The organism is Brevibacillus fluminis, from assembly GCF_003710825.1.
Taxonomy (GTDB): domain Bacteria; phylum Bacillota; class Bacilli; order Brevibacillales; family Brevibacillaceae; genus Brevibacillus_D; species Brevibacillus_D fluminis.
In genome coordinates this window covers 158,542-185,531 of sequence record NZ_RHHQ01000012.1, presented here as the reverse complement: position 1 = coordinate 185,531, position 26,990 = coordinate 158,542, and the positions used below count along the sequence as shown (strand labels likewise).

Below are 26,990 nucleotides of genomic sequence, written 5' to 3'. Positions count from 1 at the left end.
TGCATTCTATTTACAATTATATATATCTAAAGATAATTAGCCATATTTTATTTCTTGAAATACACATTTTCTCAAAACTAATTATAACTAAATATATCTATTTATATTAACGAATGCTTTCTTCACAGCATGGAGCGACTGATACAAAAGGTTTATAATGAAAAGAAATGAGCAGAATCGTTCTGTGTCGATGTCACGGGGAGGAAGCAACTTGTCGAATGAGATTTCCTATACAACGGAGGAGATTGCCCAATTATTACGCGTCTCCAAATTGACCGTCTATGATCTGATCAAAAAAGGGGAGCTGCCCGCCTATCGCGTCGGTCGGCAAATGCGTGTGGACGCAGCCGATCTAGAGGCATACAAGCTCCGTTCCAAAGGCGAGCACGTAGCGGTCAAATCGCCTGCTGCCGTCTTGCCCGCAGCGCAAGCGACTGCACACGTACCTGGCAATTCCGCAGCCAAAACCTCCGCACCCCGCCCCATCATCATCAGCGGGCAGGATATTTGCCTCGATCTGCTTGCCGCACACATCGAAAAGCAACAGATCGGCATCCGTCCGCTCCGCACCCATACCGGAAGCCTGAACAGTCTGATCTCGATGTTCAGAGGCGAGTCCGATGTGGTCAGCACTCATTTGCTGGACGCGGATGCGAATGAGTACAATCTGCCTTACATCCGCAAAATGTTGCTCAGCGAGTCGTATCTGGTCGTTCATGTCATGACGCGCTGGGCAGGACTGTATGTGCAAAAGGGCAATCCGTTCCAGCTGCAGACCTGGACTGACTTGCAGCGGCCTGGACTCAAGCTGGTCAATCGGGAAAAAGGCTCTGGCGCACGCGTTTTACTTGATGAGCAGCTGCGGATTCACCAAATTCCGAGGCACCAGCTTATCGGTTATGGTTTTGAGGAGACCAGCCATCTTGGCGTCGCCAGCGTGATCGCGAGCGGTCAGGCGGACGTGGGGGTCGGCATCGAAAAAGCAGCGCGGCTTGCCGGCATCGATTTTGTCCCGCTCATCCAGGAAAGCTATGATCTCGTTTTGCTGAAAACGGCGGAAAACCAGCAGCTGATTCAAACCGTGCTTACGATTTTGCGTTCGGAGGCGTTCCAGAAGGAAGTGCATGGGCTCGGTGGCTATGACATTTCACGAATGGGAATGGTTTTGTATGAGACGGATTGAACCGGAATCAAAAAGGAACGGAGCTGGCAAGCATCGCCAAGCTTCCGTTCCTTTTTCCGTTGCAAGCCGGTCGGCAGTTACGCGAAAACCTCGATGATTTTACCGAATACGCCTTGATAATAATGCGTCTGATGCGGGACAAAGTCAGTCACTGTCAATGTAACGGTTAAATCGGTCCGCTCTGTGGCGGTCGCTTCAAAGCCGTTTGCCTGGAGATTCTCGATTTTTCCTGCGAACAGGTCGATCATATCTTGGAGCTTGATGAGGTACATTCCGGATACTTCCTCGAGCTGCAGGTGGAAGTCGGATAGCGCATGCTCGCTTCGATAGGCGTAGACATGGCAAAACTCCCGGTCGATCAGCTCTTGAAAGGCACCTTCATCCGCAAAGATGCCAAGCGGCACAAACTGGGCAAAATCGACCTCGATGCCCAGCTCCTCCGCGACCTCGCGCTGCCCGTCCTCCGGCGATTCGTGCGCGCGCAAATGACCTGCTGCAGTGATGTCGAATTTTTCGGGAAAGGTATCTTTGCCCGCCTGGCGCTTCTGGACGTACAGGTACAGCTCCCCCGCCACGATTTTGACGAACCAGCAGTGAAAGGTCTCATGCCACCAGCCCTCCTTGTGCACCTGTTCACGCTCCATGACGCCGATTTTTTCCATGTTTTCGTTGTAGATTGTGAGTTGCTCCATCCGGCTTTCCCTCTCCCATTTCGTGATCTCTTCCTCGCCTGCGTTACCGTGATGGTACAATCTTCCTCGGCCTAAAAGCAAGCATTCCCTTTCATGCATTAGAAAACCTGGCTACGACAAGCTTTTGGCGGAGCAGCGGTTGAACTTATACTGGATAAGAATTTTATAAATTCTTATCTGTACAAAAAGATGGCAGCGGGAACCGTCCAATCCGGCCCATGCTGCCATCTTTTTGCCTTGCTGGCATTTTCAAGACGAAAACTTATTGCTCCCCGATTTCCCAAAAACGAACGTGCTTTCCTTCACGTTGACAAAAACGTTGATCAAAAACAAAATGATCCCGATAATGGCCACGATCCCGCCGATCTGGATCAAGGGCAGCGTCGAGAGCTGCATGATCTCCAGATACAAGCCGATGACCATCAGCGGCAAGCCGATGTTGTGCAGCCAAAAATGCCATTTCCCCAACTTGCCGACGCCCGCTTGCGGGAATAGACAGTAAATGATGCCAGCGAGTGCGAGCGATACCCAGCCGAGCAGGTTGATGTGCGCGTGAACGGTGGCAAGCTGGAACAGCTGGGCGATACCGATCCCCATTCCAAAAACGACCCCGATAACGAAGTAGACGACCGCAATACGCAGCCAAATGATACCTTTCATTGTCCTACCCTCCATTATGAAGAATGTCGAACTATTCAAAGTATACGAGATTCGACAAGAAAGTATATCCATCGTCAGGTTGAATGCCGCATGATATTTCCGGAGGGTTGGCTCCTACTGGCGGCGTAGCCGGGGTAGCGCACTTACACGAACGGCGGCTCCCACACCTTTTTGCGCCAGCCGAGCGAGCAGCTGATGACATTCAGCTCCCGGTCCAGCCGGACATCTACACCAAACGGTAGCTTTTGTCCATGCCAGAAGCGCACATCGCTCCACCGTACATGATACCCGTCCTGCAATTCCAAGCACGTGACGTGGACACGCTGCGCAAACGCCAGAAATGCGCGAACCCCGTCTGTCCCAACCGTCGCCTGAATGACGTCGTTTTTCTCCTGCTTGGAAAATACCTCACCGCTCATGATGCGTCCACGTTCGATTATGCCGGTATAAAACGCCTGCTCACCTTCCAGCAAATACTGCCAGCGGAACCAACTCAGCTGTGGAAAGACATGGCACTGGCCCTTCTTATTGCTGTGCGCTTTGATCAGCCGAATCAACGCACGGTGCTGCCTCACCCGTATCACAATGTACAAGCCGCTTATGACATAAATCCAGCCGAACAGCACGCCCGGCGCAATGCCTACATGCAGCCACCAGGCCACAATGCCTGCAAGATGCAAAAAGAACAGGAACGGCTCGAAAATGCTCAAAATGTCGAGGTGCACCCATGCTTTGGAAAAAGGTCGAAGTGATTGCACGCCGTACGTGTTACACATATCCAGTCCAACATGCAGTACAACAGCCGCTAACGTCCAGAGAAACAAGGAAAACCAGCCATGTGAAAGCTCACTACATAAAATGATTGAACCTGAAATAACGGCTGGCCACAAGAACAACGCCGGAATGGAATGGCTGATCCCACGGTGGTGGCGGATATAAAAGGCGTATCCGCGCAATCGAACCAACGTGTCAAAATCAGGCGCGACCGAACCGATCACCGTACCGATTATGACGGCATGCGCGATCTCAGGATGAAGCGCCACCACAGGATCTGCATACGCCAGTCCCGCAAGCGACATTCCCAGCAAAAGATGACTTCCCGTATCCATCTTCCCGTTCCCCCCAAGCTGTGTAGTGAAAACACGCGATTTCACGCATCTCCCTGTTTGGTTTAATGAACAAAAGCCGCCCGCAAATGTATCCCCTACATTTATCGGACGGCTTTTCGTTCGCCTGCTGCGGCTTTTGCTCAAGACCGATACAGCAGGTTGGCCCCCATTGCCATACCTGGATTGCTCGGCACGAATTGGTTGATTTCATTTTGTACATACAGTTTCCGCTCAACGTGTACGTCTTCTGTTTCGGACAGCATCCACCGAAGGAATTTGGTCAGCATTTGGAATCCTCCCGCTCATTTGTTCATCTCTACGCTGTTCATCTTACTACGGGAATGTTAGCGCGGCATGAAGCCAATGTATAGTGATGTTGAGTTTTGATGAAGCGTCCTTCATGGACAAGAGAAAACAACACTTTACAAATTAAGGAAATAAATATAAACTTCTGCTTGCTTGCCAGTAAAAAAATATTTGATGGGAGAGGATCGCATGAATGAGCAGATTGCACTTGTGATGAAAACTACCGCCGCAGCTGGTGTCGGGGAGGGCTGGCGCAGTGAATAGCCTGCTTTCCGGACTGACGTTTGCCTCCGCACTCGGCTGTGGATTGATGGCTGGCGTCTTTTTCGCCTTCTCCACATTCGTGATGACCGCACTCTCCCGCCTCCCTGCCGCGCAGGGCATCGCAGCCATGCAATCGATCAATAGCACCATAGTGACCACTTTGTTTCTATTCGTGTTTATGGTGACAGCGCTGTTGAGCCTCGTGTTGGGGGTGATCGCCTGTTTCAAATGGGGGACGCCGGGTGCAATCTATCTCCTCGCAGGAGGCGTGCTGTATGTAGTTGGCGCTTTTCTGGTGACGGTTGCATGCAATGTGCCGCTTAATGACGCATTGGCCGCCGCCTCCCCCACAAGCCCCGAGGGAGCCGCGCTGTGGACTTGTTACCTATCCGATTGGGTAGCATGGAACCATGTGCGGACGATTGCCTCACTCGCAGCCCTAGCTGCTTACATCGTCGCGCTGCGCCAATGATCAGTGTCTTCCGAGGTGAAAGAAAAAACCGTCCAGACATGCACCCTTCGCATGTCCTGAACGGTTTTTAGCGTGAGTTGCGCTCCCTATTTCTTCTCCTTGATCGTCACTTCGATCGGCGTAATCGTCATATCCACATGCAGGGCAGATGACGCATACTCGGTTTCGTCATAGTAGCCTTTTGTATTCTTATTTTTGCTGAAGACGACCTTGACGCCAGCGCCATTGTTTTCCAAGCCGAATGCGACGCCGACCGATTCTTTTGCCGTGTTGTCCATCAGATCGTCGAGCAGCATGACTTTAGCGGCATCGAGCCCGAACACGCTCGTGTTGAGCGTATTGCCCTCATAGTATTCTTTCCCCGGCTCAATCGCTACTTTTTCCTTGGCGAGTGTAAAGCGTTTGCTCACGTAATTGTACTTGTCGCCTTTCTCGATATACGATACGTCGATTCCTTTGTACACACCGCTTTTGGAAACGGACGCCTTGGATGCATCCACGATGAACAAGCCGCTTGCGCCGATGACCTCGATCGTGTTGCCGGTGACTACCATCGCAGAGTTTTCATCGATACCAAAGCCGTATTTTTGCTTCTCGGCAACTAGGGCGACGACCAGTCGACCCAGACGACCGCGTTTGCTGAAATGCTGGTCAACGATGCCTCCGTTGAAGAAGCCGAGTCCTTTGGTGACCCACAGTCCAGGCTTCGTGTCATCATAGGTTACGCCGTTCAAAAGCGCGCCGAGCGAATCGGTGTTGGCAATCATCGTTTTGGACATGATCGCGGCGCCTGCGGACGTTCCGGCGATCATGCCGCCTTTGTTGTACACATCCCAGACAGCATCCAGCGCCTTGGTGTTGCTGCCGTCCGGATTGTAAAACGCTTTGGTGATCCGCGCCTGGTCACCGCCTACGAAAAAGAGCGCGTTTGTCTCGGCGATCTGAGCTACGATGTCATCGTTGTTCACCTTGTCTTGATAATTGTCCTTGGTGATGTCGATGATTTTGACATGGTCGGCAGGCACCCCGTAATATTCGAAATCTTCCTTCATTTCTTTCGACGACGACATCGAGCCGCTCGCCGTTGGGAAGATGCCGATAATTGCCTTGTCCTTGCCGCCTGCCAGCTCGATCATCTTTTCGTGAATCGCAGCATTGTCCCGCTGCTGAGCCCCGCCAATGATGACGAGGCTTCCTTTCGCTTTCGCCGCGAGAGCGTCCTGCGCTGCTTCATCCTGCGAAGCAGCTGGCTCCTCCGCCCAAACGCTACCTCCGAATCCGAGTGATGCCACAAGCATAACCCCTGCCAACAAAAACGACTGCACTTTTTTGCCAAACTTTTTCATACCCATGCACTCCTTTTTCGATTGGTTATTCGTTCAACGCGAAAACAGGTTCGATTACCCCCACCATTTCTTTGCGGCGGTTGGTGATCGGCGGTTTGCGATAGTTCAGCAGCGCCTCCTCCTCCTTTGCGTCCAGCACACCTAGCTGCTTCAACACTTCCATCGCAGCAGGATACGCCGCGCGAAAAGCCCCGTCATCGATCTTGATCGCGATGCCGATTCCTTTTTCCGGCAGCCCCATGCAATAAACGCCCTCTGCCCCGCCCTTGGCCAGCACCTTTCCTGGCAGCGCGCGCATGACATCGGTACAAAATTCGTCGGTACCGCTCACCATCTCCGGATACGCCATCATGGAAGAGACGATCCGTTTCACCGTCGTGCGCAACGAGAGGGAATCGAGCTTTTCCGGATGGGCCAGCTGGGCATACACATGGGCTAGGTTGTGCAGCGGCAGCCCGAACGTTGGCACGCCACAGCCGTCGATTTCCGTGACCAGCTCGTCTCCCTTCAGTCCGGACAGTGCGAGAAGTGCCTCCTCGATTTTGCGCTGCACCGGGTGCTCCAGATGGTGATAAGTACTGATGTCGCTTTGCAGTTGTAGGGCTAATGCCAGCATCCCCGCATGCTTGCCGGAACAATTGTTATGAATCGGTGTCGGCTCCACACCTTGGCGCAGCAACTCCCCATAGCTTGCCTGGCTGTAAGGCGCATGTACGCCGCACTGGAGATTTTCCTCCGTGAGCCCGAGGCGGAACAGCATGGACTCGACCACTTTCGTATGCTGCTGCTCGCCATTGTGAGAGCCGCAGCAAATGGATATTTCTTTATCGGTAAACAGAAAGCGGTCAGCGGCTCCCGACTGGATGACCGGGATGGCCTGAATTGGCTTCAAGACGGAGCGCGTCAATGTCACGCGCCCTACATCGCCTACCGCATACAGCTGATTTCCTTCATAATCGACGACTGCAATGCTTCCGGAATGTCTGCTCTCGATCTGATTACCGCGTTTGACGACTACCAATGTTTCTACCATTCCACATTCCTCTCCTTATGCAAAGAGATGACACGCTACCAGATGGTCATCCTCCACCGGCAGCAGCTCCGGTCTCTCTGTCTTGCAGATTTCTTTCGCCTTCGGACATCTCGTCACAAATGCGCACCCTTTCGGCGGATCGATCGGGGACGGCACTTCGCCTTGCAGCAGGATGCGCTCCTTGTTCATCCGCGGATTGGAGATCGGGATGGCCGACAGCAGCGTCTTCGTATAGGGATGGAGCGGGTTGGCGTACAGCTTTTCGGCTGCCCCCATCTCCGCCATCCGCCCTAAATACATCACGCCCAACCGATTGCAAAGATGGTGGACGACCGCCAGATCGTGCGAAATGAACAGATAGGTGAGCCGGAATTCCTCCTGCAAGTCCTGCATGAGATTGAGGATTTGCGATTGGATGGAAACATCCAGCGCGGATACCGGTTCATCGGCGACGATCAGCCTGGGCCGGAGAATCAGTGCGCGCGCGATGCAGATTCGTTGGCGCTGCCCGCCGGAAAACTCATGCGCATACCGCTTCAAATAGCTTTTGTTCAAGCCGCATACGTCCATCATGTCAGCGATGCGCCGCTTCCACTCCGCGTCGTCACGCTCCTCGTGTGCCTTTAACGGTTCCTCCAAAATTTGCTCGATGGTAAAGCGCGGATTTAGCGAGGCGTATGGGTCCTGAAACACCATCTGCATATCTTTCCGCTTTAGGCGCAGTTGTTCGGCAGCGAGAGGCGCCAGATCCTCCCCGTCGAACAGCACTTGTCCGGCGGTCGGCTTGATCAGCTGCAAGATCGCCCGTCCCGTGGTCGATTTCCCGCAGCCTGATTCCCCTACCAAGCCGAATGTCTCTCCTGTCTGGATGGAAAAGGAGATGTCGTCCACCGCTTTCACGTAACCGGTCGTCCGTTGCAAGATCCCTTTTCGGATTGGGAAGTGGACTCGTACGTTTTTGGCTTCCAGCAACGCTTCTGTCATCAGGTTCACTCCTTAGTCGGCTTGCAGCCAGCAGCGGCATGCATGATTGGCGGCAACTGCAACGAGCGCCGGATTGTCCGTCACACAGCGATCGATGGCACTGTCGCAGCGTTCGCGGAACCGGCACCCTTGGGTGATCGAGCCTACCGGCGGGACTTGCCCTGGAATCGAGTAGAGGTGCCGCTTCTTTTCCTCGATTTTGGGGATGGAAGCCAGCAGCCCGCGGGTATATGGATGCCGCGGATCGTTAAAAATCGTATCGACATCTGCCTCTTCCACGATTTCACCGGCATACATCACGATCACCCGATCACACATCTCCGCCACCACTCCGAGGTCGTGCGTGATGAACAAAATCGAGGATCCGGTCTTTTCCTTCAGCTCGCGCATCAGATCGAGGATTTGCGCCTGAATCGTCACATCGAGCGCGGTCGTCGGCTCGTCTGCGATCAGCAGATTGGGATTGCAGGCAAGGCCAATGGCGATCATGACTCTCTGCCGCATACCACCGGACAGCTCGTGCGGATAGCTGGCATAAATCTGCTCCGCCCGCGAAATGCCGACCAGCTTGAGCATGTCGATCGACCGTTCTTTTGCCTCCTTTTTCGATGCCTTGGTATGAAGCCGGATGACTTCATCGAGCTGCCTGCCAATCGTAAACACCGGCGTGAGCGAGGTCATCGGCTCCTGAAAGATCATCGAAATCTCGTTGCCGCGAATCTGATTCATCTCCTTACTTTTCAAAGACAGGAGATTCGTTCCTTTGTAGCGGATCTCGCCGCTTGCGATCCGCCCTGGCGGCGTGGGTACAAGCTGCATGATGGATAGCGAGGTGATGCTTTTTCCGCATCCTGATTCCCCGACCACGCCGACAGTCTCACCTTGGTTGATATGAAAAGAAATATTGTGAACAACGGTGATTTCTCGATTATCGTTGCGAAAATTGACCGTCAACCCGTTCACTTCCAAAAGTCGTTCCTGCATCATTACACACCGCCTATTCCTTTACTTTCGGATCGAGCGCATCCCGCAGCCCATCCCCGAGCAGATTGAAAGAGAGGACGGTCAGCACGATCGCAAGCCCCGGAAAAAAGGTGGGGTGGAATATGTTCCGGCTGTTGTCCTTTGCCGCACTCAGCATAGCGCCCCATTCCGGCGCTGTAATATCGCCGCCCAGGCCGAGAAAGCTGAGTGCTGCCCCTATGAGTATGGCCGTCCCCATGCGCATGGTCAGATACACCATGACGACCGAAAGTGTCCCCGGAAAAATGTGGCGGGCGAGAATGACATGATCTTTGACGCCGATCGAACGCGCTGCTTCCACATACATCATCTGCTTGAGCGAAAGCGTGCTCCCGCGCACAATGCGGATAAAGATTGGAACGGTAAAGACGGCAACCGCAAAGATAATGTTGGTAATGCCAGGACCAAGCAGCGCGATTACCGCGATCGCGAGCAAGATGCCGGGGAAAGCCAAGAGCACATCCGTGAAGCGGGTGATGAGCGCATCCACCCATCTGCCGTAATAACCTGCCATCAGTCCGAGAATCGTTCCGATGACAGCACCGATGGCAACGGAAATGAAACCGATCAAAAGCGTCTCACGCGTCCCAATCAGCACCCGGCTGAAAATGTCGCGGTTTTGGTGATCCGTCCCGAACCAATGCAGGATGGACGGCGGCTGATGCTTGTAGGCATTGATCAGTTCGATCTGCAGCGATTCCGGCTCCAGTCGAGTCAGCACCGGGTGGGAGAGCGGCTGGTTGACGGCGATCGGAACGAGCGTGGAAACCCCGTTTAGCGCCACTTTCACCGCAGTCTCGCCTTGGCTGACCGCAGTCACTGTCCCGTCCTCTCCAATCGTTACGATGCCCGGCGCAAGCGCCTCAAACGTAAGCCCTGTCTTCGCCTGCGTGGTCGAGGTGGTGTTAAAGCCGTTGCTTTCAACAGGCTTCATCGCCTCGACCGCTTGGTTTTTTTGCGCGAGCATGGCGATCTCGGATGCACCTACGACTTGGCTGCCATCGGTGAGCAACGCTTTCAGCTCGATCTTTGCCGTCTGCCCTGTACGCAGCTGCGGCAGCTCGGCGATCAATTGAGACAGAGCGGGCTCAGCGTGCCCTTCCCCAGAGACATTCACCTGAAAGCGAGACGCTACATCCCCGCTCTGCACCCGAATTGTTGTCGTGCCCTGGCCGCTCGCATTGATGCTTACGCCCGCTTCCGTTTTTCGCGCAGAAGCGATCAGCTTGTCGTCACTATCGAACGATAGCGGGTTTAATCCGCTTGCCGGCTGCTCGCTTCCATCGCTGTACAGCGCTCGTACATCCAAACTGGCACTGGTCAATTGCGTTACTTGGACACCTTTTTCCGCATACTGATCCGTGACGGGCCGATACGGGTCAAAGGGGGCGATCCAAGGAGCCGCGATACTTACGCCCACGATCACCAGCGTGAAGCCAAAGCAGACCACCGCCACTTTCTGCTTGCGGAATTTCCGGACAAACGCTTGAAAAGGAGAGGGTGATTTGGTTGTAGTTGGCATAATGGTCTCCTTTTTATTCGTAACGAATTTGCGGATTCAACAATCCGTAGCTGATGTCGACCAGCAGGTTCACGACCAAAAATTGCACCGAGAACAACAAGATCAGCGCTTGAATCACCGGATAATCCCGCGTCAGAATCGAATCGATCAGATAGGAACCGAGTCCCGGCCAGGCAAATACTTGCTCCACGACGACGGCACCGCCGAGCAAAAAGCCGAATTGCAGACCCGTCATGGTAACGACCGGGATCAGCGCGCTGCGCAGAACGTGTGTCATGACGATCACCCATTCCTTCTGTCCCTTCGCCCGCGCTGTCCGCACAAAGTCTTCGCGCAGCACCTCCAGAATGCTGGAGCGGGTAAAGCGAGCTACGATCGCCGCTACGCCTAGCCCCAACGTCAGGGAAGGAAGGATTAAGTGGCGGATGCCGCCGCTGCCGCTCGTCGGAAACCAGCCGAGCTGCACGGCAAAGATTTGCATCAGCATCAAACCAAACCAAAACTCCGGCACGCTGAGCGCCGTGATCGCGGATACCATGCCGAGGCGGTCCCAGATGGAATTGCGCTTCGTCGCTGAAACCACGCCGACGATGAGCCCGATCACGATCGCCCACACCATGCTTGCCAGCGTTAAAATCAAGGTATAGCCGAATCGGCGTACAATCTCATCGGATACGTTCGCCTTGGTCCGGTACGAGATGCCGAAATCACCTTGTGTGATGATTTTGCCGACATAGCGGGCGTATTGCTGGTACAAGGGATCGTTGAACCCCTCCTTCTGCTTGAGCATCTGGTAGGTGGCAGCGTCGATTTCGTTCCCGTACATGATGCGGATCGGATCGCCCGGCGTCAGGTGAACAAACAAAAATGCAATGATGGAAACGATGATTAACATGGGGACAATTGCGGCTGTTCGCCTGATGATGAAAGAAAGCACGCCTATTCACCTCTAGTTCTTCACGGCATTATTCACGATCACCGTATCGCTCGGCAGCACGTTTACATCGTTGACGTCCTTTGCCTTGGCGACGACGTTGTCCGGTACGTGCAGGAACACCCATGGCGCATCGTCGTAGATGATCTTTTGTACATCCGCGTACTTTTTCAAAGACTCTTCTTTATTCGCAGTCGCGAGCGCTTCATCGAGCAGCGTGTCGACCTCCTTGTTGCTGTAGAAGCCGGAGTTGTTGTTGTCAGGCGCAAAGCTCTTCGTATGGAAGTTCGGGCGGATCCCGTAATCCACTTCCCCGGTTCCCGGCGACCAGCGGCCGATCCACATGTCAGTACCTTTGTTATGGTCGAGCATGTCGAACAACGTGCCGCTCTCATAAGCCTGAACTTTCGCCTTGATGCCCACCTTGCCGAGCTGAATCGCTACGTTTTCAGCGATAGCGATGAATTCGCTCGTATTGCGCGTCCAGAGAGTTGCGGTGAAGCCATCTTTAAACCCGCCCTCCGCCAGCATCTTTTTAGCTAAGTCTGGATTGTACTCGTACACTTTTTGCTGGCTGTAGCCGAAAGTTCCCGGCGCAATCGCAGAATCGGCCACCTTTGCATAGCCGTCCACCACCGAGGCGATCAGTTCATCCTTGTTGATCGCGTAGTTCAATGCTTGACGCACTTTTTTGTCCTGATATTTTTTCTCCTTGAGGTTAAGACCCACGTAGTACACATTCAACGATGGCGCCGTGAAGACGTTGTAATTGCTATCCTGCGAAATCTCTTTAGCCGCTTGCGTCGGCAGCTTGGTGATGATATCGGTTTCGCCCGCTTTCAGCATGTTGATGCGCGTGCTCGCTTCCGTCACCGGCTTGTAGATGATGTTGGCGAGTTTCGGGAGCTTTTCTTTATTCCAGTAGTTTGGATTCGGCTCATATTTGACGTATTGGTTGTCCTTCCACTCGACGAATTTGTATGGGCCTGTACCGACCGGATTGCGATCGAGATTGTAGCTGGCGTCTGCCTGCTTCTTTTTGATCGATTCGAGCGATTTGAAGGAAGCTGACGGATGGGCCAAATAGGACAGCATCGCAGAGTTCGGCGCAGTGGCCACAACGGTCACATGCGTCGGGTCTTTGACGACTACCTCTTTGATGAAGGAGAAAAAGCTGCGCCGCGCCAACCCGTTCTTCTCGTCGCGAACAAAATCGAGATTCGCTTTCACAACATCCGCGTTAAAGGGAGAACCGTCATGGAACGTGACCCCTTCACGCAGCGTAAACGTGACCGATGTCGCATCCTGGCTAAATTCATAGCCGGTAGCGAGAACCGGTACAGGCTGCATCTTGTCATCGAAAGCAAACAGCCCTTCATACATCGGCCGCTGCACGGTAATCGAGTTCCCGTCTGTCACGTTTTGCGGATCAAGCGAGATTGGCTCCGCTTCGACCGCCAGCGTAACCGGCTTGGCTTCTTCTTTTTTCTCTTGCGCCGGTGCAGTTGGTGCCGGTGTCTCCGGTGCAGGTGTGCTTGCCGGTGGACTCTGTGTAGTCGTCGCCGGCGCCTGTGAACAAGCCGCCAGCATACCTGCCGCGAGAACGACACTAACTCCTGCTTTCAAGCCATTGCGTTTACGTGCCAATAAAAACCCCTCCAATATAAAAAATGAATGCCCCTCTTGCGTTGCCTAATTTGCAACCTGCGTGCCATAGGGACAATTCGTAATTTTTCGTCTATTGACGATACTTTTTTGCCCGACATTCGCTATAATGGATGATATTGGATGTTATTTAATAGAACCAATTCGAACCAATAAAGGCCATACTGGAGGGAACGGCGACATGTATGCCAAAGAACTAATTCTGATCACCGGGACAAAGGAAACCAGAAAGACGCTGGTTGAGCAATTGACCGAGGTCATCGGCGATTTCGTTCACATCCATGACTTTTCGCTAGAAGAGACAATCCCCCACGTGTTTACGGACAAGCTGATCATCCTCTCCTCCTCCGCGATCGTCGATGAAGCCGCTCCCTACATCGGAGAGGGCTGCAAGGTCGTCGTCGCAAAACGGACGGTCAATTTCCAAAACATCGACAAGCTATTGTTTTTACCTGATAACACACAGGTACTGTACGTCAACGACGCCCCCGAAACCGTGTATGAGTCTGTGGAGACGCTGCTGCAGCTTGGGATCAACCACATCGATTACATCCCGTTCTACCCGGGCAAAAAACACGTCCCAGACATCGAGATCGCGATCACCCCCGGCGAAGTCAGCCTCGTCCCCGCCTTCGTGAAGAAAGTCGTCAACATCGGCCCGCGGCTGATCGACCTCATCACCGTCATCACGATCCTGCAGCATCTGAATCTGTTGGAAAAGAAAGGCGACATCGTTTCGGAAAAGTACATCCGTAAGATCATCGACCTGAGCAAGAAGCTCTCCCATACCACTCGCCAGTCCGATCAGCTCAACAAGCATTTGAAGCAAGTGCTCGACGGGGTCAACGACGGCATTCTCGCCGTCACCCCCAGCGGGATCATTACGGTGTTCAACGAAAATCTCATCGCCATGCTCGGGTTGAATACCACCAAGACGGTGGGCCGCCATTTGTCAGACGTATTCCGCAATCACGAGCTCGTTTCGTTCGTGCTCAATGACTCGGAGGAAGAGAGCCGCTGGTTCACGCTGTTTCAGGCTGATGTGATCGTCCACCGCTTCCACGTCAGCACGGAGGAATCGATCGTTGCCACGTTCAAAAATGCGCATGAAACGATCGAGCTGGAAAAGTCGTTCCGCCGTGAGCTGATCCGCAAAGGCTACATCGCCAAATACACCTTTCAAGACATTCGCGGCAACAGCGAACGCGTCGTGAAAACGAAAGAGATCGCTAGCAAAATCGCCAAGACCAATCTGACGGTGCTGATCGAGGGCGAAAGCGGGACAGGCAAGGAGCTGTACGCCAGCGCGATCCACAATGCATCGCTGCGGGAGTCAGGCCCTTTTCTCGCGGTCAATTTCAGTGCATTACCGGACGATCTGGTGGAAAGCGAGCTGTTCGGCTATGAGGAAGGGGCATTTACCGGAGCGAAAAAAGGCGGCAAAATCGGCTTGTTCGAACAAGCCAACGGGGGAACGATTTTTCTCGATGAAATCGGCGATACAAGCCTCAAGCTGCAGGCACGCCTCTTGCGCGTCCTGCAAGAAAAAGAGTTGATGCGGATTGGCGGTAACAAAATCATCCCGATCGATGTCCGCGTCATCGCCGCGACCAACAAAAACTTGATCCGGATGATCGAGCAAGGGACGTTTCGCGAGGATTTGTACCATCGGCTTAAAATTCTCTACATCCATCTGCCCGAATTGCGCAACCGCAAGGAAGACATCCCTGCGCTGATCGAGCACTTCCTCATGCAAAGCGGCAGAAGCAGCATCGCGATCATGCCCGAGGTCATGGAGCATCTGCTTGGGTATCAATGGTACGGCAATGTCCGTGAGCTGAAAAATACGATCGATTACATGCTCGCGGTGTGCAACGGCCAGGTGATTACCGCGGACGATATTCCAAGCGAAAGCTTTTTCCAGCGCAAATCGCCTGAACAGCAGCCGGTTCGCGAGCCTATCCTCCTTGATACGGGCACCCAGGCAACGGCGGCATCCCCTCTGGAAATCCCGTCGGATCAGGAGGAGCATCGGTTTATGCTCGAAGCCATCCACCTCGCCAATCAACAAGGGGTATCGATCGGCCGCAAGACACTATCTGAAAAAAGCGGACTATGGAAAAAGCCCCTCACCGAGCAGCAGATTCGCAGGCGACTGGATACATTAGAGCAGCAGGCCTACGTCGTGACTAATCGCGGGCGAGGCGGGATCAAGCTGACGCGAAGCGGACTGGATTACTTGCGAGCGTTGGAAGGGACGACATAGCAAGTGAAAAGGGCTATCGCGCATCTCCTCGCGTTAGCCCTGCTTGTTCGAAAAAACGATTCTACTATTATGCAATGATGTCCAACAGCTTGTAGTATACTTCCAGTACGCTCAGCACGAAAGCCCGCTGCCCATGAAACGGAATTTGCTTCAGCGGGACTGTTTCCAGCCCTTTTTTAATCCGGCTTTCACCCGCAATATTTTGCGCGATGATCTTGCCCAGCATGGTGGTGATCGCCGCTCCGTGACCGGCACAGCCGATGGAAAAATGGGTGCCATCCTCCAATTGACCGATGTACGGCAGCATGTCGTAGGTGACGCCGAGCAAGCCGCCCCACTTATAGTCGATGCGAGTTTCCTTGAGCTGCGGAAACACTTTGATTAGATCATCGCGCACCTCTTCGTACGTTTGTGCTGTTTCCTCGCCGGTAAATTGATCCTTCCCGCCGAACACCAGCCTGCCGTCAGGGGTCAGGCGGAAGTAGTAAATGAAGTTTTTCGTGTCGAATACCATCCGGTTGCGCGGGACCAGCTGCGCTGCGAGATCGGGTGCGAGCGGCTCAGTCGCGACCATGTAGCTTGCGATCGGGTATACCGAGCGGGTCAGCTTTTTCACCAAGTCGTCGGTGTAGCCGTTGGTGGCGATGACGAGTTCTTTGGCGGTGACCGCCCCTTCCGCCGTCCTGACAATGACCTTCCCCGGCGTTCTGTCGATGGCAATCACCCGCGAACGCTCATAAATAACTCCGCCGAGCGCCTCAGTAGCATCGGCCAAGCCCAATGCGTAATTGAGCGGGTGAAACGAGCAGCTGTGCTCGTCAACCAGCCCGCCATGGGCAAAAAGCGGCGAGTCCAGCTCGCGGCGCATCTCCTCAGTCGTCACCATCTCTGTGCGGTAGTGGAACTGCTTTTGCAAAAATTCCTGTTCCTCTCGCAGACTGTCCATATGCTTCGGCTTTGTGGCCGCGATCAGATGGCCGGTCTGCGCGAGATCGCACGCAATTTGATTGTCGCTCACCATTTTTTTGACCAGTGCGATCGCATCGAGTGAAAGGGAAAACATATCCTTCGCTGTTTCCAGCCCGTGCTTCGCGGCAAGTGTCTTTATGTAATCTTTGTAGCCTGGCAAAATCATGCCAGCATTGCGCCCGCTTGCTCCCCATCCCGCTTCGTTCTGCTCCACAACAATGACCTTCAACCCAAGCTGTGACGCGTGGTAGGCGGTAGAAAGCCCCGTGTAGCCCGCTCCGACGATGACCACGTCTGCTTCCTTGTTTCCTTGAAGGGAAGCGCGCTCGCGGTGGGCATTTGCAGTAGCCGACCATAACGATAACCCGTGCATGTTAAAATTCCTCCAGCTAGTTTTTTTTCTATCTTACTATAGGAGAGCATCGTTACAAAACAAATAAACTGCTTCTACTGCCCCAGTTTTTGGCGCACGATTCCCCATTTGATCGGTAGAATTTTTATCATTCGTGCAGTAAAACCCCTTGCTTTAGCAATGGGGTTTTACTGCACTTTGCTCTGCATCCTCAATATGGGGTGCCAAGGGCAAACAAAATAGCGTTTTATTTGTTTTCGTTAAATAAGATAGTTTTTCTAACGTAAAGTGGTATCATTAACCAGAGGTGATGGTTTTGAGTAGATCAGTAGAAAGTAACCACAACATCGTATTTGAATGTAACTATCACGTTGTCTTTTGTCCCAATTATTGTTGAAATGGAAATCATGCCTGATCACGTTCATATGCTCATCAAATGCGCTCCGCAATTCGGAATTCTCAGAGTTGCCAAACATTTGAAGGGCTATACAACGAGAGTGTTGCGGATGGAATTTCGGCATCTAAAAAGCAGGCTCCCTTCGCTATGGACAAACTCTACTTTGTTGCCACAGTTGGAACTGTTCAACTGGATGTGAGTAAGAAATACATTGAGTCACAAAAAGAAAAGAGTGATTGAATATGCACAGAGCGTACAAATTTCGTCTATATCCTAGCAGAGAACAAGCGACACTCATTAACAAGATAATCGGATGTACTCGCTTTGTATTCAATCACTTTCTTGTGAAACGAAAAGAGGCTTACGAACAAGAAAAGAAAACGCTGAATTACAATGACTGTTCCGCTCTACTCACACAACTCAAAAAGGAAATCGAATGGTTGAGAGAAGTGGATTCGACTGCCCTGCAATCCACCTTGAAAGATTTGGATTCCTCGTACAATAAATTTTTCAAGGAGAAAAAAGGCTATCCCAAATTCAAAAGCAAGAAGAATCCAAAGCAATCCTACACATGCAAAATGAACATCAAAGTGGAAGGAAATCGTATCAAACTCCCGAAACTTGGATGGGTTTCATTTGCTAAATCAAGAGAAGTTGAGGGACGTATCCTATCAGCTACGATCAAACGTCATCCTTCAGGTAAATACTTTGTATCTGTTCTTTGTGAAACAGAGATTCAGCCACTACCAGAAATCGAACAGACAGTTGGAGTTGATCTTGGTATCAAGGATTTCACCATCCTCTCTACTGGTGAGAAAGTGGATAATCCCAAATACTATCGTAAGTATGAAAAACAACTAGCAAAGTGGCAACGGGTTCATTCTCGTAGACAAAAAGGCAGTAAAAACCGTGACAAAGCACGTATCAAAGTATCTCGACTCCATGAAAAAATTACAAATACCCGTAACGATTTTCTACATAAGCTGTCAACCAAGCTAGTCAACGAAAACCAAGTGATCTGTTTGGAAGACTTGCAAGTAGAAAATATGGTAAAAAACCACAAGTTAGCAAAATCCATTGCAGATGCTTCGTGGTCTATGTTTCGGACGATGCTGGAGTATAAGGCGCAATGGTATGGCAGAACAATCTCTATTGTCGGGAAACACTTCCCTTCTAGCCAGCTCTGTTCCACCCCTAACTGTGGCTATCGCAACAAAGACGTGAAAAACCTGAACTTGCGACAATGGACATGTCCAAACTGCGGTGTGCAACATGATCGTGACCAAAACGCTGCCTTCAATATTGAGCAAGAGGGACTTCGGCTGTTGGCATAGCCAACTGAACTGTGGGACACACAGGGAGAGCTTGGTGAATTTCCCACCGTTAGGAGGGACTACCCAAGAATCCCCTACTTTTAAGCATGGGGAGTGTCAAGATGATGGGAAACATCCTGAAAACTGTGGTAGGATGGTAGGAGTGAACGAAATCGTTTTCACTATACCATCGACCGAACCATCGTTCCTTCGAAGAAACAGTTACCTCAAAATACTCTAAGGAGATGTGTCACATGGAAGCAACCAAACGGATCGAAAAGGATTTTCTCGGAGAAAAAGAAGTGCCGAAAGATGCCTATTACGGTGTGCAAACGCTGCGTGCCATCGAGAACTTCCCGATTACAGGCTACCGGATTCATGAATCGCTGATCAATGCAATGGCGATCGTGAAAAAAGCAGCTGCACTGGCCAACATGGAAACAGGCCAGCTTAACAAGCGGATTGGACAAGCAATTGTCTCCGCTGCGGAAGAGATCATCGCTGGACGCTGGCATGAGCAATTCATCGTCGATCCGATTCAAGGCGGTGCGGGTACCTCGATCAACATGAACGCCAACGAGGTCATTGCCAACCGTGCACTGGAAATTCTCGGTTTTGAAAAGGGCGATTATTTCCAAGTAAGCCCGAATACACACGTCAACATGTCCCAATCGACTAACGACTCATTCCCGACAGCCATCCATCTGGCGACGCTTTCCATGCTGGAGAAGCTGTTACATACAATGGAAATATTGCGCGACGCGTTTGCGCAGAAGGCGAAAGAGTTCGACCATGTCATCAAGATGGGCCGTACGCATTTGCAGGATGCGGTGCCAATCCGTCTCGGCCAGGAATTTGAAGCGTATCGCAAGGTTCTTTCCCGCGATATCCTCCGAATCCAGCAAAGCCGTCAGCACCTGTATGAAGTCAATATGGGCGCAACCGCTGTCGGTACTGGCCTCAATGCCGATCCGCGCTATATCGAAAATGTAGTGGTCCACCTTGCTGAAATCAGCGGTTTCGCCATCACTGGTGCAGAAGATTTGGTCGATGCCACCCAAAATACGGACGCCTATACGGAAGTGTCCGCTGCACTGAAGGTTTGCATGATCAACATGTCCAAAATCGCCAACGACCTACGTCTGATGGCTTCCGGCCCGCGCGTCGGTTTGGGCGAAATCAACCTGCCGCCGCGTCAACCAGGCTCCTCAATCATGCCGGGTAAAGTCAATCCGGTCATGGCAGAGGTTGTGAATCAGGTTGCCTTCCAGGTGATCGGTAACGACCATACGATCTGCCTCGCGTCCGAAGCCGGACAGCTGGAGCTGAACGTCATGGAACCGGTGCTCGTGTTCAACCTGCTGCAATCGATCAGCATGATGAACAACGTGTTCCACGTGTTCAAGGAAAACTGCCTCGACGGTATCACTGCTAATGAAGAGGTTCTCAAGGCTTATGTGGAAAAAAGCGCAGGCATCATCACCGCCGTCAATCCGCATCTCGGCTATGAGGTTGCAGCTCGGATTGCCCGCGAAGCGATTTTGACCGGTAAATCCGTGCGTGAGCTGTGCTTGCAGAATAACGTGCTGACGGAAGAAGAACTCGACCTGATCCTCGATCCGTATGAGATGACTCATCCGGGGATTGCAGGCAAATCGCTCTTGTTCCGCGATTAATCGAATCGCCAATAACCGTAAAAAGCCCAGCCTCGCGTTTGCAAGGCTGGGCTTTTTCTTTCCTTGGAGAATCATTTGTGCACGCCTCTATCTTCCTGTAAAATTTATCCTATATGCCTGATGATAGAAAGGTCGAAATCATGAAAAAAATCATTTGGACCATTATTCTTTTCTTTGCACTCGCAATCAGCGCGTACTCCATTGTCCAATACCTCGTGGTGGGCGTCGACAAGGCCGGTCTGGTCAACGTGAAAATCAATAGTACGGGCCCGCTGCAGCCATCGTGGTACACATTTTTGTATCTGCATATCGCTTTTAGCGCCTTCGCTCTGGTCACCGGCCCGTTTCTCTTTTCCGCGAAGCTGCGCGAAAAACGGCTTTCCCTTCATCGGTCGTTAGGGAAAGCATACCTTGTGTCCGTACTGCTCGGCGGGTTGGCGGGCGCTGTCCTCGCATTTTCTGCGTCAGGCGGATTCATGGCGGCGAGCGGCTTTTTCCTGCTCTCCGTTTTGTGGCTGTACACGGGCTACGCCGCCTATCAACAAATCAAGCAAAAAAACGTGAAGGCCCATCGCGAATGGATGCTTCGCAATTACGCCCTCACGCTCGCCGGAGTCACGCTCCGCCTTTGGATGCCAATCTGCTTTGCTATTTGGGGAGTTGGCGCGTTCGCATCCTTTTATCCGGCTATCGCGTGGATCTGCTGGGTGCCCAACCTGTTGGTCGCGGAATGGTACGTCCGCAAATCCGCCGCTACGCCCGCAATCGTCCCTTAGGGTGCCAATAGACTGTTCTCAGGACGATTTCGGCGATTACGAGCAAGAGCAGGATCGTGCCGTAAACGCCGATCGTATAGCTTGTTTCGTACGCCATGCCGAATCCGTTGTGGCAGACGAACGTAATGAGATGGATAAACATGTTTGTATAGCAAAACGCGTAGCTGCGAACCATCCATTTCCGGTGCTTGTCGATTTGTTTTCGCTTGATTTGTACGATCGCAGCGATCGTCATCCCCAGCCAAATGACATTGAGCAGATTGAATGCCACGCTGTTGATTTTACCACCGGTTGAAAAGGGCGCCATATACCCTGAGGTCAGGTCGACGATCACCACGGAGGCTACATACAGGTAGCCGTTGAATTTGTGGAACTTGCGGTGGTTTTGGACGATGCGGCTGGGGAAGTTGAGCGCGCCTGACACCATCGCGACACACGCGAACACAATATGAACTTCCATCACAGTCAGCCACACAGGCAGATTGATCGGCCGCTTCAGCGTCACCTTGTGTCCGAGGAAGGCGGTCGCCTGGGGATCATGGATAAAATTTGTGTAGAAAGAATAACCGATGAAGACGGCAGCCACCGCCAGCATCAGCGTATAAAAGTGCTTTCTCATCTAGATCCCCTTTCTCAATCTGTAGCGCTTTTTCTATCTCCTTCGTAAACCTACACTTCTGCAGACCACAATGCAACTGGTTCCCCCAATCGTTCCCGAATAAGACACAATTCTCACGATGCCTTAGGAGACAGACTTCCGTACGCAGGCTTAGAAAACAAATCAGCCAATAGTCGTAAGACCACCCTGCAACAGGGGTGGACTATTTTTGTAGAGAAGCAGCGACTATCTGCCGATGAAACGAATTGGCGCAGATTGTACAATAAATTCCAGAACGTAACCTTTCTCTAGGAGGATTCCATTATGACCAACAAAGGGCTGGGGCTCGCCTACGTTTTTGCCATCACGAACGCCCTCATCATCGGTTTTTCATTCCTGTTTACCAAAAATGCGCTGGCAGCCGCTGATCCGCTTGATACATTGGCTTTCCGCTTCATCGCATCTTTTTTGGTGATGTCCATCCCTGTGCTCACCGGCCATATCAAGCTGAATTACCGCGGTAAGCCGCTTGGCTCCCTGCTTGTGCTCGCGCTGCTGTACCCCACCTCATTCTTTACCTTGCAAACATTCGGACTGTTGCATGCGACATCTGCCGAAGGGGGGATCTTGATTGCTCTCACGCCTGTGATTACGATGGTCCTGGCTTCCCTGTTCCTGCGGGAAAAAACCAATCTCATGCAGAAGCTGTCCATCCTCCTATCCGTGTTCGGCGTTTTGTTCATCTTCATCATGCAAGGAGGCAGCATCGATCCTACTCACATCGGAGGCATCGTGCTCCTGCTGTTGTCCGGCTTCGCCATCTCCGGCTACAATGTACAGTCGCGCTCGCTTTCCAAGCAATTTACGCCATCCGAATTGAGCTATGTCATGATGGGCTTCGGTTTTGTCTTATTTCTGCTCGTATCGGTTGGCAAACATATCGCAACCGGGACGATGGGACAATTTTTCACGCCGCTGGCCAACGGTCAGTTTGTCATCGCTGTCCTGTATTTGGGCATTATGTCTTCCTTGGTGACGTCCATGATCGCCAACTATGTCCTTTCCAAAATCGAGGCTGCGAAAATGAGCGTGTTCTCGAACTTGTCGACGGTCGTCTCGCTGGCAGCCGGCGCAATCTTTTTGGGCGAGGAAGTGTCACTGTACCATGTGATCGGGGCAGCTTTGATCATCATCGGCGTGGTCGGGGCGAACCGGTTTGGCCGAAAACAAACCAGCGCCTCTGCAAAAAACAGCGTCTCTTTTTCCAAGTAACCTGAATGCCACTGTAGGGAGGAATTGCTGTGATTACACATTTTTCCGGACTCAAGCTACAGACGCTTTCCATCCAAGGCGTTCGGCAAGTTTATGCGGAACGGCTCGGCTTTCCCATCATCGCACAAACGGGGCAAGACATTACCTTCGCCATCACGCCACATGCTTCGCTGACGTTCAAAGAAGTGCATGAGCCGCTCGCGCCAGTCCATTTCGCTTTCCAAGTTCCCTATGAACAATTTCACGAATCGGTGAAATGGCTGAAGCAATCAGGATTGTTCATCGCGGCATGGCCGGATGGCCGGGAGATCGATGACGAGAACGGACGATTGAATCTGTATTTTCGCGATGGCGACGGCAACCTGCTCGAAATCATCGCGCACGAGTATGTTGCGGATGGTGTCCTCGTTCCGCACACGCCGCTCAACATTTTATATTTGCGCGAGGTCGGCTGCCCAGTGGCTAGCGTGCCCGTTTTCCGCAATTGGCTGCGCTCCCATTTACAGCTGAAAACTTTGCGAGACGGCGACTTCTTCAACTTTGTTATCGGAGGAACCGCACATGTAGTCGCCAACTGGCACCATCGCCGATGGCTTCCGATCGACATGAAAGCCGTTCCTCCCAAAATCGAAATCGCATTCGGAACGCCAAGCCTCTCTTTTCTTCATGAACTGCAGGAACGGTTTTATCTTCACAGCATTCCGTTCCACGCAAGCGACGACTCACTCTCGTTTCATCATGAAGGATATTCGTTTTCCATCCATCACACGCCCGGCTTCGCAGCTGACATTCCGCTGCGCTTGCAGCTTCCTTAGAACACGTAAAAAAGCATTGCTCCATCACGCCAATTGTTTGGCTTTGAAGGGACATGCTTTTTTTGGTATATCATATACCTGTCTTGCGAATGGACAGCAGGCGCATAATCTGCTCGGCGCGCTCCGTCGCCCATTGGGCTGCATTTACCATGGCTTCCTCGATACTACACGGTTTCGGTACGATAGAAAAAGCCGCCGTCAAGCCGAGCTGATCCATCTGCGCGCCGGTCAGCTCCATGCCGCCACACAGGGCGACCGTTGGGACGCGATGCTTTTGGGCGAGCGCGCACACGCCTGCAATCGCTTTGCCCGACAGCGTCTGCGAATCGAGACGTCCCTCGCCCGTCACAACCAGGTCAGCATCGCGGACATGCTCCGCGAATCCGGTCGCTTCCATGACCAGTTCGATTCCCGGCTTGAATTCCGCCTGCAAAAATGCCATCCATGCAGCGCCCATCCCGCCTGCGGCACCACTTCCGGGACGCTCCCGCACGTCTACGCCAAGCTCAGCAAAAAGAATGTCGCCGTACCGCATGAGTGTCTGATCCAGTTGGGCCGCCATCTCGGGCGTAGCGCCTTTTTGCGGACCGAATACAGCCGATGCGCCTGACGGTCCACACAGCGGATTCGTGACATCGCTCGCTACGATGAACGAGCATTCTTGCAAGCGGGCATCCAGCCCGGACGGATCGATGGAGCCAAGCTGTGCCAACGCTCCCCCGCTCGCACCTGCTGGGAGCAACTCCCCCTTCTGATCATACAAACAGATGCCGAGCGCCTGCATCATGCCCGCTCCACCATCATTGGTGGCGCTTCCCCCAAGCCCGATAATAAAACGTCGGTAGCCCGCATCGAGCGCATGAAGCAGCAGCTCCCCTGTGCCAAAGCTTGTAGTACGCCACGGATTACGTTCGGCGCAAGTAAGCAGCGGCAACCCGGACGCTTGCGCCATTTCGATCACAACCGTCTTCTCGTCGCCCAAAACACCATAAGCCGCAGTGATCGGTCTTCCCAGCGGATCACTTACCCGAACCTTTTGCGTGACGCCTCTGGTCGCATAGACCAGGCTTTCCATCGTTCCCTCTCCGCCATCTGCAAGCGGTAGCTCGACAACCTGAGCATCGGGACGAGCTGTGAGGATGCCTTGGCGGATCGCGGCACACAAATCGCGGGCTGCAATCGAGCCTTTGAATGAATCGGGTGCGACTACAATTTTCATGTTCGTCCCCCTGCTCGCTCGCGTATCATAATTCTTTCGTCATGAAGACGCTGTTTTCGTCTAGCACGTAATTGGCAAACGGCCCGCACTCATGAAATCCGAAGCTCGCATACAACCGTCTTGCCGGTTCGAAAGCAGCCATCGAGCCCGTTTCCAAGCTGAGCCGCCGATAACCGCGGCGCTTGGCTTCCTCAATCACATGCTGCAACATTCGACCTGCGACACCTTTTCGCAAATGCGCGGAAGCCGTCCGCATCGATTTGACCTCCCCGTGCAGGGCGTCCAGCTCCTTGAGCGCCCCGCAGCCAATCAGCTCGCCCTCTTCCCACGCGCTCCAAAACGTGATCTCCGGTTTCCGCAACCGGTCGAGGTTCAAGGCATGTATGCTTTCTGGCGGAGAATGCTGGGCCATATTTTGCAAATGTTCCCCGATTAACGCGGCTATTTCAGGTCCAGTCAAATCATCTATTTTAATATTCAGAACAAACACCCCTCATTCCAGTTCGTTTACCCCTACTTTACTTATATTGTCAGCCACTTTCAACCATCGTGTTTGTTGCACATGCACCAGAAACGAAAAAGCGGGAACGGCCCGGCCAATGCCGAGGTCACGTCCCCACTGAATTCCCGAACTCTTTGCTCAATCCAGCCCCAAATTCGGTGGAAGCTTGCGGAAAAACTTCGTGCTGCCAGCCAAATAAAACAGACCGATGGTAAGCCAGGTAATGCCAGCCATTTTGGCATAGCCGTCCAGCATGTAAATGAAGAACAAAGTTATGACAGTTCCGATCGCGGGTACCAGCAAGTAGCGCACACTGTCGGCTCCCCCGCGCTTTTTCCCTTTGATAAAGTAATGAAAGATGACGGACAAATTCACAAACGTGCAGCCGAACAGCGCCCCAAAGTTCACGAGCGAAATCGCGGTGCGTAAATCGAAAAACAAAGCGCTCAGACTAACCGCACCGATCAGCAGGATGCAATTGGTCGGGGTAGCCGTTTTCGGATGAATATACCCGAAGAATCGCTTCGGCAGCACTTCTTCCCGCCCCATTTTGTACAGCATGCGCGAGCAAGCCGTCTGTGCGGCCAACGGGCCTGCGATCGCCCCGATCACAGTGAAAAACGGATAAATGACGGCCAATGTACTGAGCCCGATTTTTTGAAACAAAGCCAGTGAGCCTGTGTTGACATCGGTGAATTCGTTCCAGCCCGTCGGCCATGCCAAAAGCATCAGGTAGGAAACTAAGGTGAACATCACCCCGGCTCCTGCGCAAATGATCATGACGGCACGCGCCACATTCTTTTTCGGCTCGATCGCTTCCTCCGCCACAGTCGTGACCGCATCAAAGCCAAAATAGGACAGCACCAATATCGAGGCGCCGGTAAAAATCACACTCCAGCCTACGTCCGGCTTCGCCAGCTCCTGCAGGTTGAGGAATACGGACGAATCAAAAAACGTCCCGGTTCCGCCGCCGCCCCAAATGTACTTGCAGACAAAAAACGTGAAAACAGCGATGATCGACAGCTGGACGATGACAATCGCGTTGTTGACCCATGCCGTCACATTGATACCGATATAGCTCACCGTCGTCACGAATGCCGTGAACCCGACGATCCAGATCCACCGTGGGACATCGGGAAAAAGCGCACCTAAGTAGTTGGCGGCAAAAATGTACGAAAGCATCGGCGCCAGCAAATAATCCATCATGACGGTCCAGCCGGTCAAAAACCCCATGTACGGATTGATCGCACGCTGTACATACGTGTACGCAGAGCCTGACACCGGAAATGCGGTCGCCATTCGCCCATAGCTGTAGGCTGTAAACAGAATCGCCACAGCCGTAATAAGATGGGTGAAGCTTAGCATGCCATGCGTAGTGTTTGAGATGATGCCATACATGTCAAAAATCGAGGTAGGAACCAGGAAAGCAATTCCATAAAACACGAGCGATGGCAGCGTGAGCACGCGTTTCAGTTCGCGCGCGGAGGATGCACCTCTGGTTGTGCCTGTTACTGTCGTCTCTGTCTGCATTGTTTGCTTACCCCCATCTTTTCCAATTTGGTCAAACCGGTCAGACCAGTTTAATTATGCTTCCTCCTTTCTTTTGGCTTTATGGATACATAATTCGTGCCAAACGACTGTT

The 26,990-nt window shown here is 52.5% G+C and carries 24 protein-coding genes and 1 pseudogene; 9 read left to right on the top strand and 16 right to left on the bottom strand.

Annotation, left to right across the window (positions count from 1 at the left end):
* Positions 1-211: 211 nt before the first annotated feature.
* Complete coding sequence (locus EDM56_RS15100) at positions 212-1,183, top strand: helix-turn-helix transcriptional regulator (protein ID WP_122918722.1); 972 nt, start codon at positions 212-214, stop codon at positions 1,181-1,183.
* 77 nt (positions 1,184-1,260) lie between these two features.
* Here EDM56_RS15100 and EDM56_RS15095 read toward each other — a convergent pair whose 3' ends face one another.
* From EDM56_RS15095 to EDM56_RS31495, 4 genes are all read right to left on the bottom strand, one after another.
* Entirely contained in the window at positions 1,261-1,875 is a 615-nt protein-coding gene (locus EDM56_RS15095) for an NUDIX hydrolase (protein WP_183192451.1), read from the bottom strand.
* Positions 1,876-2,124: 249 nt separating this feature from the next.
* A complete protein-coding gene (locus EDM56_RS15090) occupies positions 2,125-2,535 on the bottom strand; it encodes a cytochrome-c oxidase (protein WP_122918720.1) in 411 nt (136 codons plus the stop codon).
* 143 nt (positions 2,536-2,678) lie between these two features.
* Positions 2,679-3,644, bottom strand: a complete 966-nt coding sequence (locus tag EDM56_RS15085; RefSeq protein ID WP_122918719.1) for a metal-dependent hydrolase — start codon at positions 3,642-3,644, stop codon at positions 2,679-2,681.
* A 140-nt stretch (positions 3,645-3,784) separates the two neighbouring features.
* Positions 3,785-3,931: a hypothetical protein gene (locus EDM56_RS31495; RefSeq protein WP_183192450.1), complete on the bottom strand. Its 147-nt coding sequence runs from the start codon at positions 3,929-3,931 to the stop codon at positions 3,785-3,787.
* Positions 3,932-4,206: 275 nt separating this feature from the next.
* Here EDM56_RS31495 and EDM56_RS15080 point away from each other — a divergent pair, with 275 nt between their 5' ends.
* A complete protein-coding gene (locus EDM56_RS15080) occupies positions 4,207-4,686 on the top strand; it encodes an anthrone oxygenase family protein (protein WP_246009395.1) in 480 nt (159 codons plus the stop codon).
* Between the two features lie 86 nt (positions 4,687-4,772).
* On the opposite strand, the gene EDM56_RS15075 is transcribed toward EDM56_RS15080, so the two are convergent.
* The 7 genes from EDM56_RS15075 to EDM56_RS15045 are packed head-to-tail and all read right to left on the bottom strand — an operon-like array spanning position 4,773 to position 13,175.
* Positions 4,773-6,032: a cyanophycinase gene (locus EDM56_RS15075; protein WP_183192449.1), complete on the bottom strand. Its 1,260-nt coding sequence runs from the start codon at positions 6,030-6,032 to the stop codon at positions 4,773-4,775.
* A 25-nt stretch (positions 6,033-6,057) separates the two neighbouring features.
* Positions 6,058-7,065: an asparaginase gene (locus EDM56_RS15070; protein ID WP_122918717.1), complete on the bottom strand. Its 1,008-nt coding sequence runs from the start codon at positions 7,063-7,065 to the stop codon at positions 6,058-6,060.
* A 15-nt stretch (positions 7,066-7,080) separates the two neighbouring features.
* Positions 7,081-8,049, bottom strand: a complete 969-nt coding sequence (locus EDM56_RS15065) for an ABC transporter ATP-binding protein (protein ID WP_122918716.1) — start codon at positions 8,047-8,049, stop codon at positions 7,081-7,083.
* A gap of 12 nt (positions 8,050-8,061) precedes the next feature.
* On the bottom strand, positions 8,062-9,033 hold the full coding sequence (locus tag EDM56_RS15060) for an ABC transporter ATP-binding protein (protein WP_122919185.1): 972 nt from the start codon (positions 9,031-9,033) through the stop codon (positions 8,062-8,064).
* 13 nt (positions 9,034-9,046) lie between these two features.
* On the bottom strand, positions 9,047-10,594 hold the full coding sequence (locus EDM56_RS15055; RefSeq protein ID WP_122918715.1) for an ABC transporter permease: 1,548 nt from the start codon (positions 10,592-10,594) through the stop codon (positions 9,047-9,049).
* A 13-nt stretch (positions 10,595-10,607) separates the two neighbouring features.
* Positions 10,608-11,531, bottom strand: coding sequence for a nickel ABC transporter permease (nikB, locus tag EDM56_RS15050; RefSeq protein WP_122918714.1), 924 nt, complete (start codon positions 11,529-11,531; stop codon positions 10,608-10,610).
* A gap of 12 nt (positions 11,532-11,543) precedes the next feature.
* Positions 11,544-13,175, bottom strand: coding sequence for a glutathione ABC transporter substrate-binding protein (locus EDM56_RS15045; RefSeq protein ID WP_246009394.1), 1,632 nt, complete (start codon positions 13,173-13,175; stop codon positions 11,544-11,546).
* 199 nt (positions 13,176-13,374) lie between these two features.
* Here EDM56_RS15045 and EDM56_RS15040 point away from each other — a divergent pair, with 199 nt between their 5' ends.
* On the top strand, positions 13,375-15,459 hold the full coding sequence (locus tag EDM56_RS15040) for a sigma-54 interaction domain-containing protein (RefSeq protein ID WP_122918713.1): 2,085 nt from the start codon (positions 13,375-13,377) through the stop codon (positions 15,457-15,459).
* 67 nt (positions 15,460-15,526) lie between these two features.
* On the opposite strand, the gene EDM56_RS15035 is transcribed toward EDM56_RS15040, so the two are convergent.
* A complete protein-coding gene (locus EDM56_RS15035) occupies positions 15,527-16,801 on the bottom strand; it encodes an NAD(P)/FAD-dependent oxidoreductase (RefSeq protein WP_122918712.1) in 1,275 nt (424 codons plus the stop codon).
* 295 nt (positions 16,802-17,096) lie between these two features.
* On the opposite strand from EDM56_RS15035, the pseudogene tnpA reads away from it, so the two are divergent.
* From tnpA to EDM56_RS15015, 4 genes and pseudogenes are all read left to right on the top strand, one after another.
* Positions 17,097-17,417 (top strand): annotated as a pseudogene (gene tnpA, locus EDM56_RS15030) (IS200/IS605 family transposase).
* Between the two features lie 2 nt (positions 17,418-17,419).
* On the top strand, positions 17,420-18,511 hold the full coding sequence (tnpB, locus tag EDM56_RS15025) for an IS200/IS605 family element RNA-guided endonuclease TnpB (protein WP_122918711.1): 1,092 nt from the start codon (positions 17,420-17,422) through the stop codon (positions 18,509-18,511).
* Between the two features lie 233 nt (positions 18,512-18,744).
* A complete protein-coding gene (gene aspA / locus EDM56_RS15020) occupies positions 18,745-20,166 on the top strand; it encodes an aspartate ammonia-lyase (RefSeq protein ID WP_122918710.1) in 1,422 nt (473 codons plus the stop codon).
* 140 nt (positions 20,167-20,306) lie between these two features.
* Entirely contained in the window at positions 20,307-20,942 is a 636-nt protein-coding gene (locus EDM56_RS15015; RefSeq protein ID WP_122918709.1) for a DUF2306 domain-containing protein, read from the top strand.
* On the opposite strand, the gene EDM56_RS15010 is transcribed toward EDM56_RS15015, so the two are convergent.
* On the bottom strand, positions 20,920-21,561 hold the full coding sequence (locus EDM56_RS15010; RefSeq protein WP_122918708.1) for a DUF2306 domain-containing protein: 642 nt from the start codon (positions 21,559-21,561) through the stop codon (positions 20,920-20,922). The genes EDM56_RS15015 and EDM56_RS15010 overlap by 23 nt on opposite strands.
* 303 nt (positions 21,562-21,864) lie before the next feature.
* On the opposite strand from EDM56_RS15010, the gene EDM56_RS15005 reads away from it, so the two are divergent.
* Both EDM56_RS15005 and EDM56_RS15000 read left to right on the top strand, forming a co-directional pair.
* Positions 21,865-22,812 carry a DMT family transporter gene (locus EDM56_RS15005; RefSeq protein ID WP_122918707.1) on the top strand — a complete coding sequence of 316 codons (948 nt, stop codon included), beginning with the start codon at positions 21,865-21,867 and terminating at the stop codon, positions 22,810-22,812.
* 29 nt (positions 22,813-22,841) lie between these two features.
* A complete protein-coding gene (locus EDM56_RS15000; RefSeq protein WP_122918706.1) occupies positions 22,842-23,627 on the top strand; it encodes a VOC family protein in 786 nt (261 codons plus the stop codon).
* Between the two features lie 70 nt (positions 23,628-23,697).
* On the opposite strand, the gene EDM56_RS14995 is transcribed toward EDM56_RS15000, so the two are convergent.
* The 3 genes from EDM56_RS14995 to EDM56_RS14985 form a co-directional block, all read right to left on the bottom strand.
* Positions 23,698-24,846, bottom strand: a complete 1,149-nt coding sequence (locus tag EDM56_RS14995; protein ID WP_122918705.1) for a glycerate kinase — start codon at positions 24,844-24,846, stop codon at positions 23,698-23,700.
* A 25-nt stretch (positions 24,847-24,871) separates the two neighbouring features.
* Positions 24,872-25,327 (bottom strand): GNAT family N-acetyltransferase, encoded by a 456-nt coding sequence (locus EDM56_RS14990; RefSeq protein ID WP_122919183.1) that lies wholly within the window; start codon positions 25,325-25,327, stop codon positions 24,872-24,874.
* A gap of 159 nt (positions 25,328-25,486) precedes the next feature.
* Positions 25,487-26,878, bottom strand: coding sequence for an APC family permease (locus EDM56_RS14985; protein WP_122918704.1), 1,392 nt, complete (start codon positions 26,876-26,878; stop codon positions 25,487-25,489).
* Positions 26,879-26,990: the final 112 nt, after the last annotated feature.

Coding starts and splice junctions, on each gene's coding strand:
- EDM56_RS31495 (WP_183192450.1), bottom strand. CDS start 3,931: ATGCTGACCAAATTCCTTCGGTGGATGCTGTCCGAAACAGAAGACGTA.
- EDM56_RS15040 (WP_122918713.1), top strand. CDS start 13,375: ATGTATGCCAAAGAACTAATTCTGATCACCGGGACAAAGGAAACCAGA.
- EDM56_RS15075 (WP_183192449.1), bottom strand. CDS start 6,032: ATGAAAAAGTTTGGCAAAAAAGTGCAGTCGTTTTTGTTGGCAGGGGTT.
- EDM56_RS15035 (WP_122918712.1), bottom strand. CDS start 16,801: ATGCACGGGTTATCGTTATGGTCGGCTACTGCAAATGCCCACCGCGAG.
- EDM56_RS15095 (WP_183192451.1), bottom strand. CDS start 1,875: ATGGAGCAACTCACAATCTACAACGAAAACATGGAAAAAATCGGCGTC.
- EDM56_RS15090 (WP_122918720.1), bottom strand. CDS start 2,535: ATGAAAGGTATCATTTGGCTGCGTATTGCGGTCGTCTACTTCGTTATC.
- EDM56_RS15070 (WP_122918717.1), bottom strand. CDS start 7,065: ATGGTAGAAACATTGGTAGTCGTCAAACGCGGTAATCAGATCGAGAGC.
- EDM56_RS15065 (WP_122918716.1), bottom strand. CDS start 8,049: ATGACAGAAGCGTTGCTGGAAGCCAAAAACGTACGAGTCCACTTCCCA.
- EDM56_RS15055 (WP_122918715.1), bottom strand. CDS start 10,594: ATGCCAACTACAACCAAATCACCCTCTCCTTTTCAAGCGTTTGTCCGG.
- tnpB (WP_122918711.1), top strand. CDS start 17,420: ATGCACAGAGCGTACAAATTTCGTCTATATCCTAGCAGAGAACAAGCG.
- EDM56_RS15060 (WP_122919185.1), bottom strand. CDS start 9,033: ATGCAGGAACGACTTTTGGAAGTGAACGGGTTGACGGTCAATTTTCGC.
- EDM56_RS15010 (WP_122918708.1), bottom strand. CDS start 21,561: ATGAGAAAGCACTTTTATACGCTGATGCTGGCGGTGGCTGCCGTCTTC.
- aspA (WP_122918710.1), top strand. CDS start 18,745: ATGGAAGCAACCAAACGGATCGAAAAGGATTTTCTCGGAGAAAAAGAA.
- EDM56_RS15015 (WP_122918709.1), top strand. CDS start 20,307: ATGAAAAAAATCATTTGGACCATTATTCTTTTCTTTGCACTCGCAATC.
- EDM56_RS15005 (WP_122918707.1), top strand. CDS start 21,865: ATGACCAACAAAGGGCTGGGGCTCGCCTACGTTTTTGCCATCACGAAC.
- EDM56_RS14985 (WP_122918704.1), bottom strand. CDS start 26,878: ATGCAGACAGAGACGACAGTAACAGGCACAACCAGAGGTGCATCCTCC.
- EDM56_RS15085 (WP_122918719.1), bottom strand. CDS start 3,644: ATGGATACGGGAAGTCATCTTTTGCTGGGAATGTCGCTTGCGGGACTG.
- EDM56_RS14995 (WP_122918705.1), bottom strand. CDS start 24,846: ATGAAAATTGTAGTCGCACCCGATTCATTCAAAGGCTCGATTGCAGCC.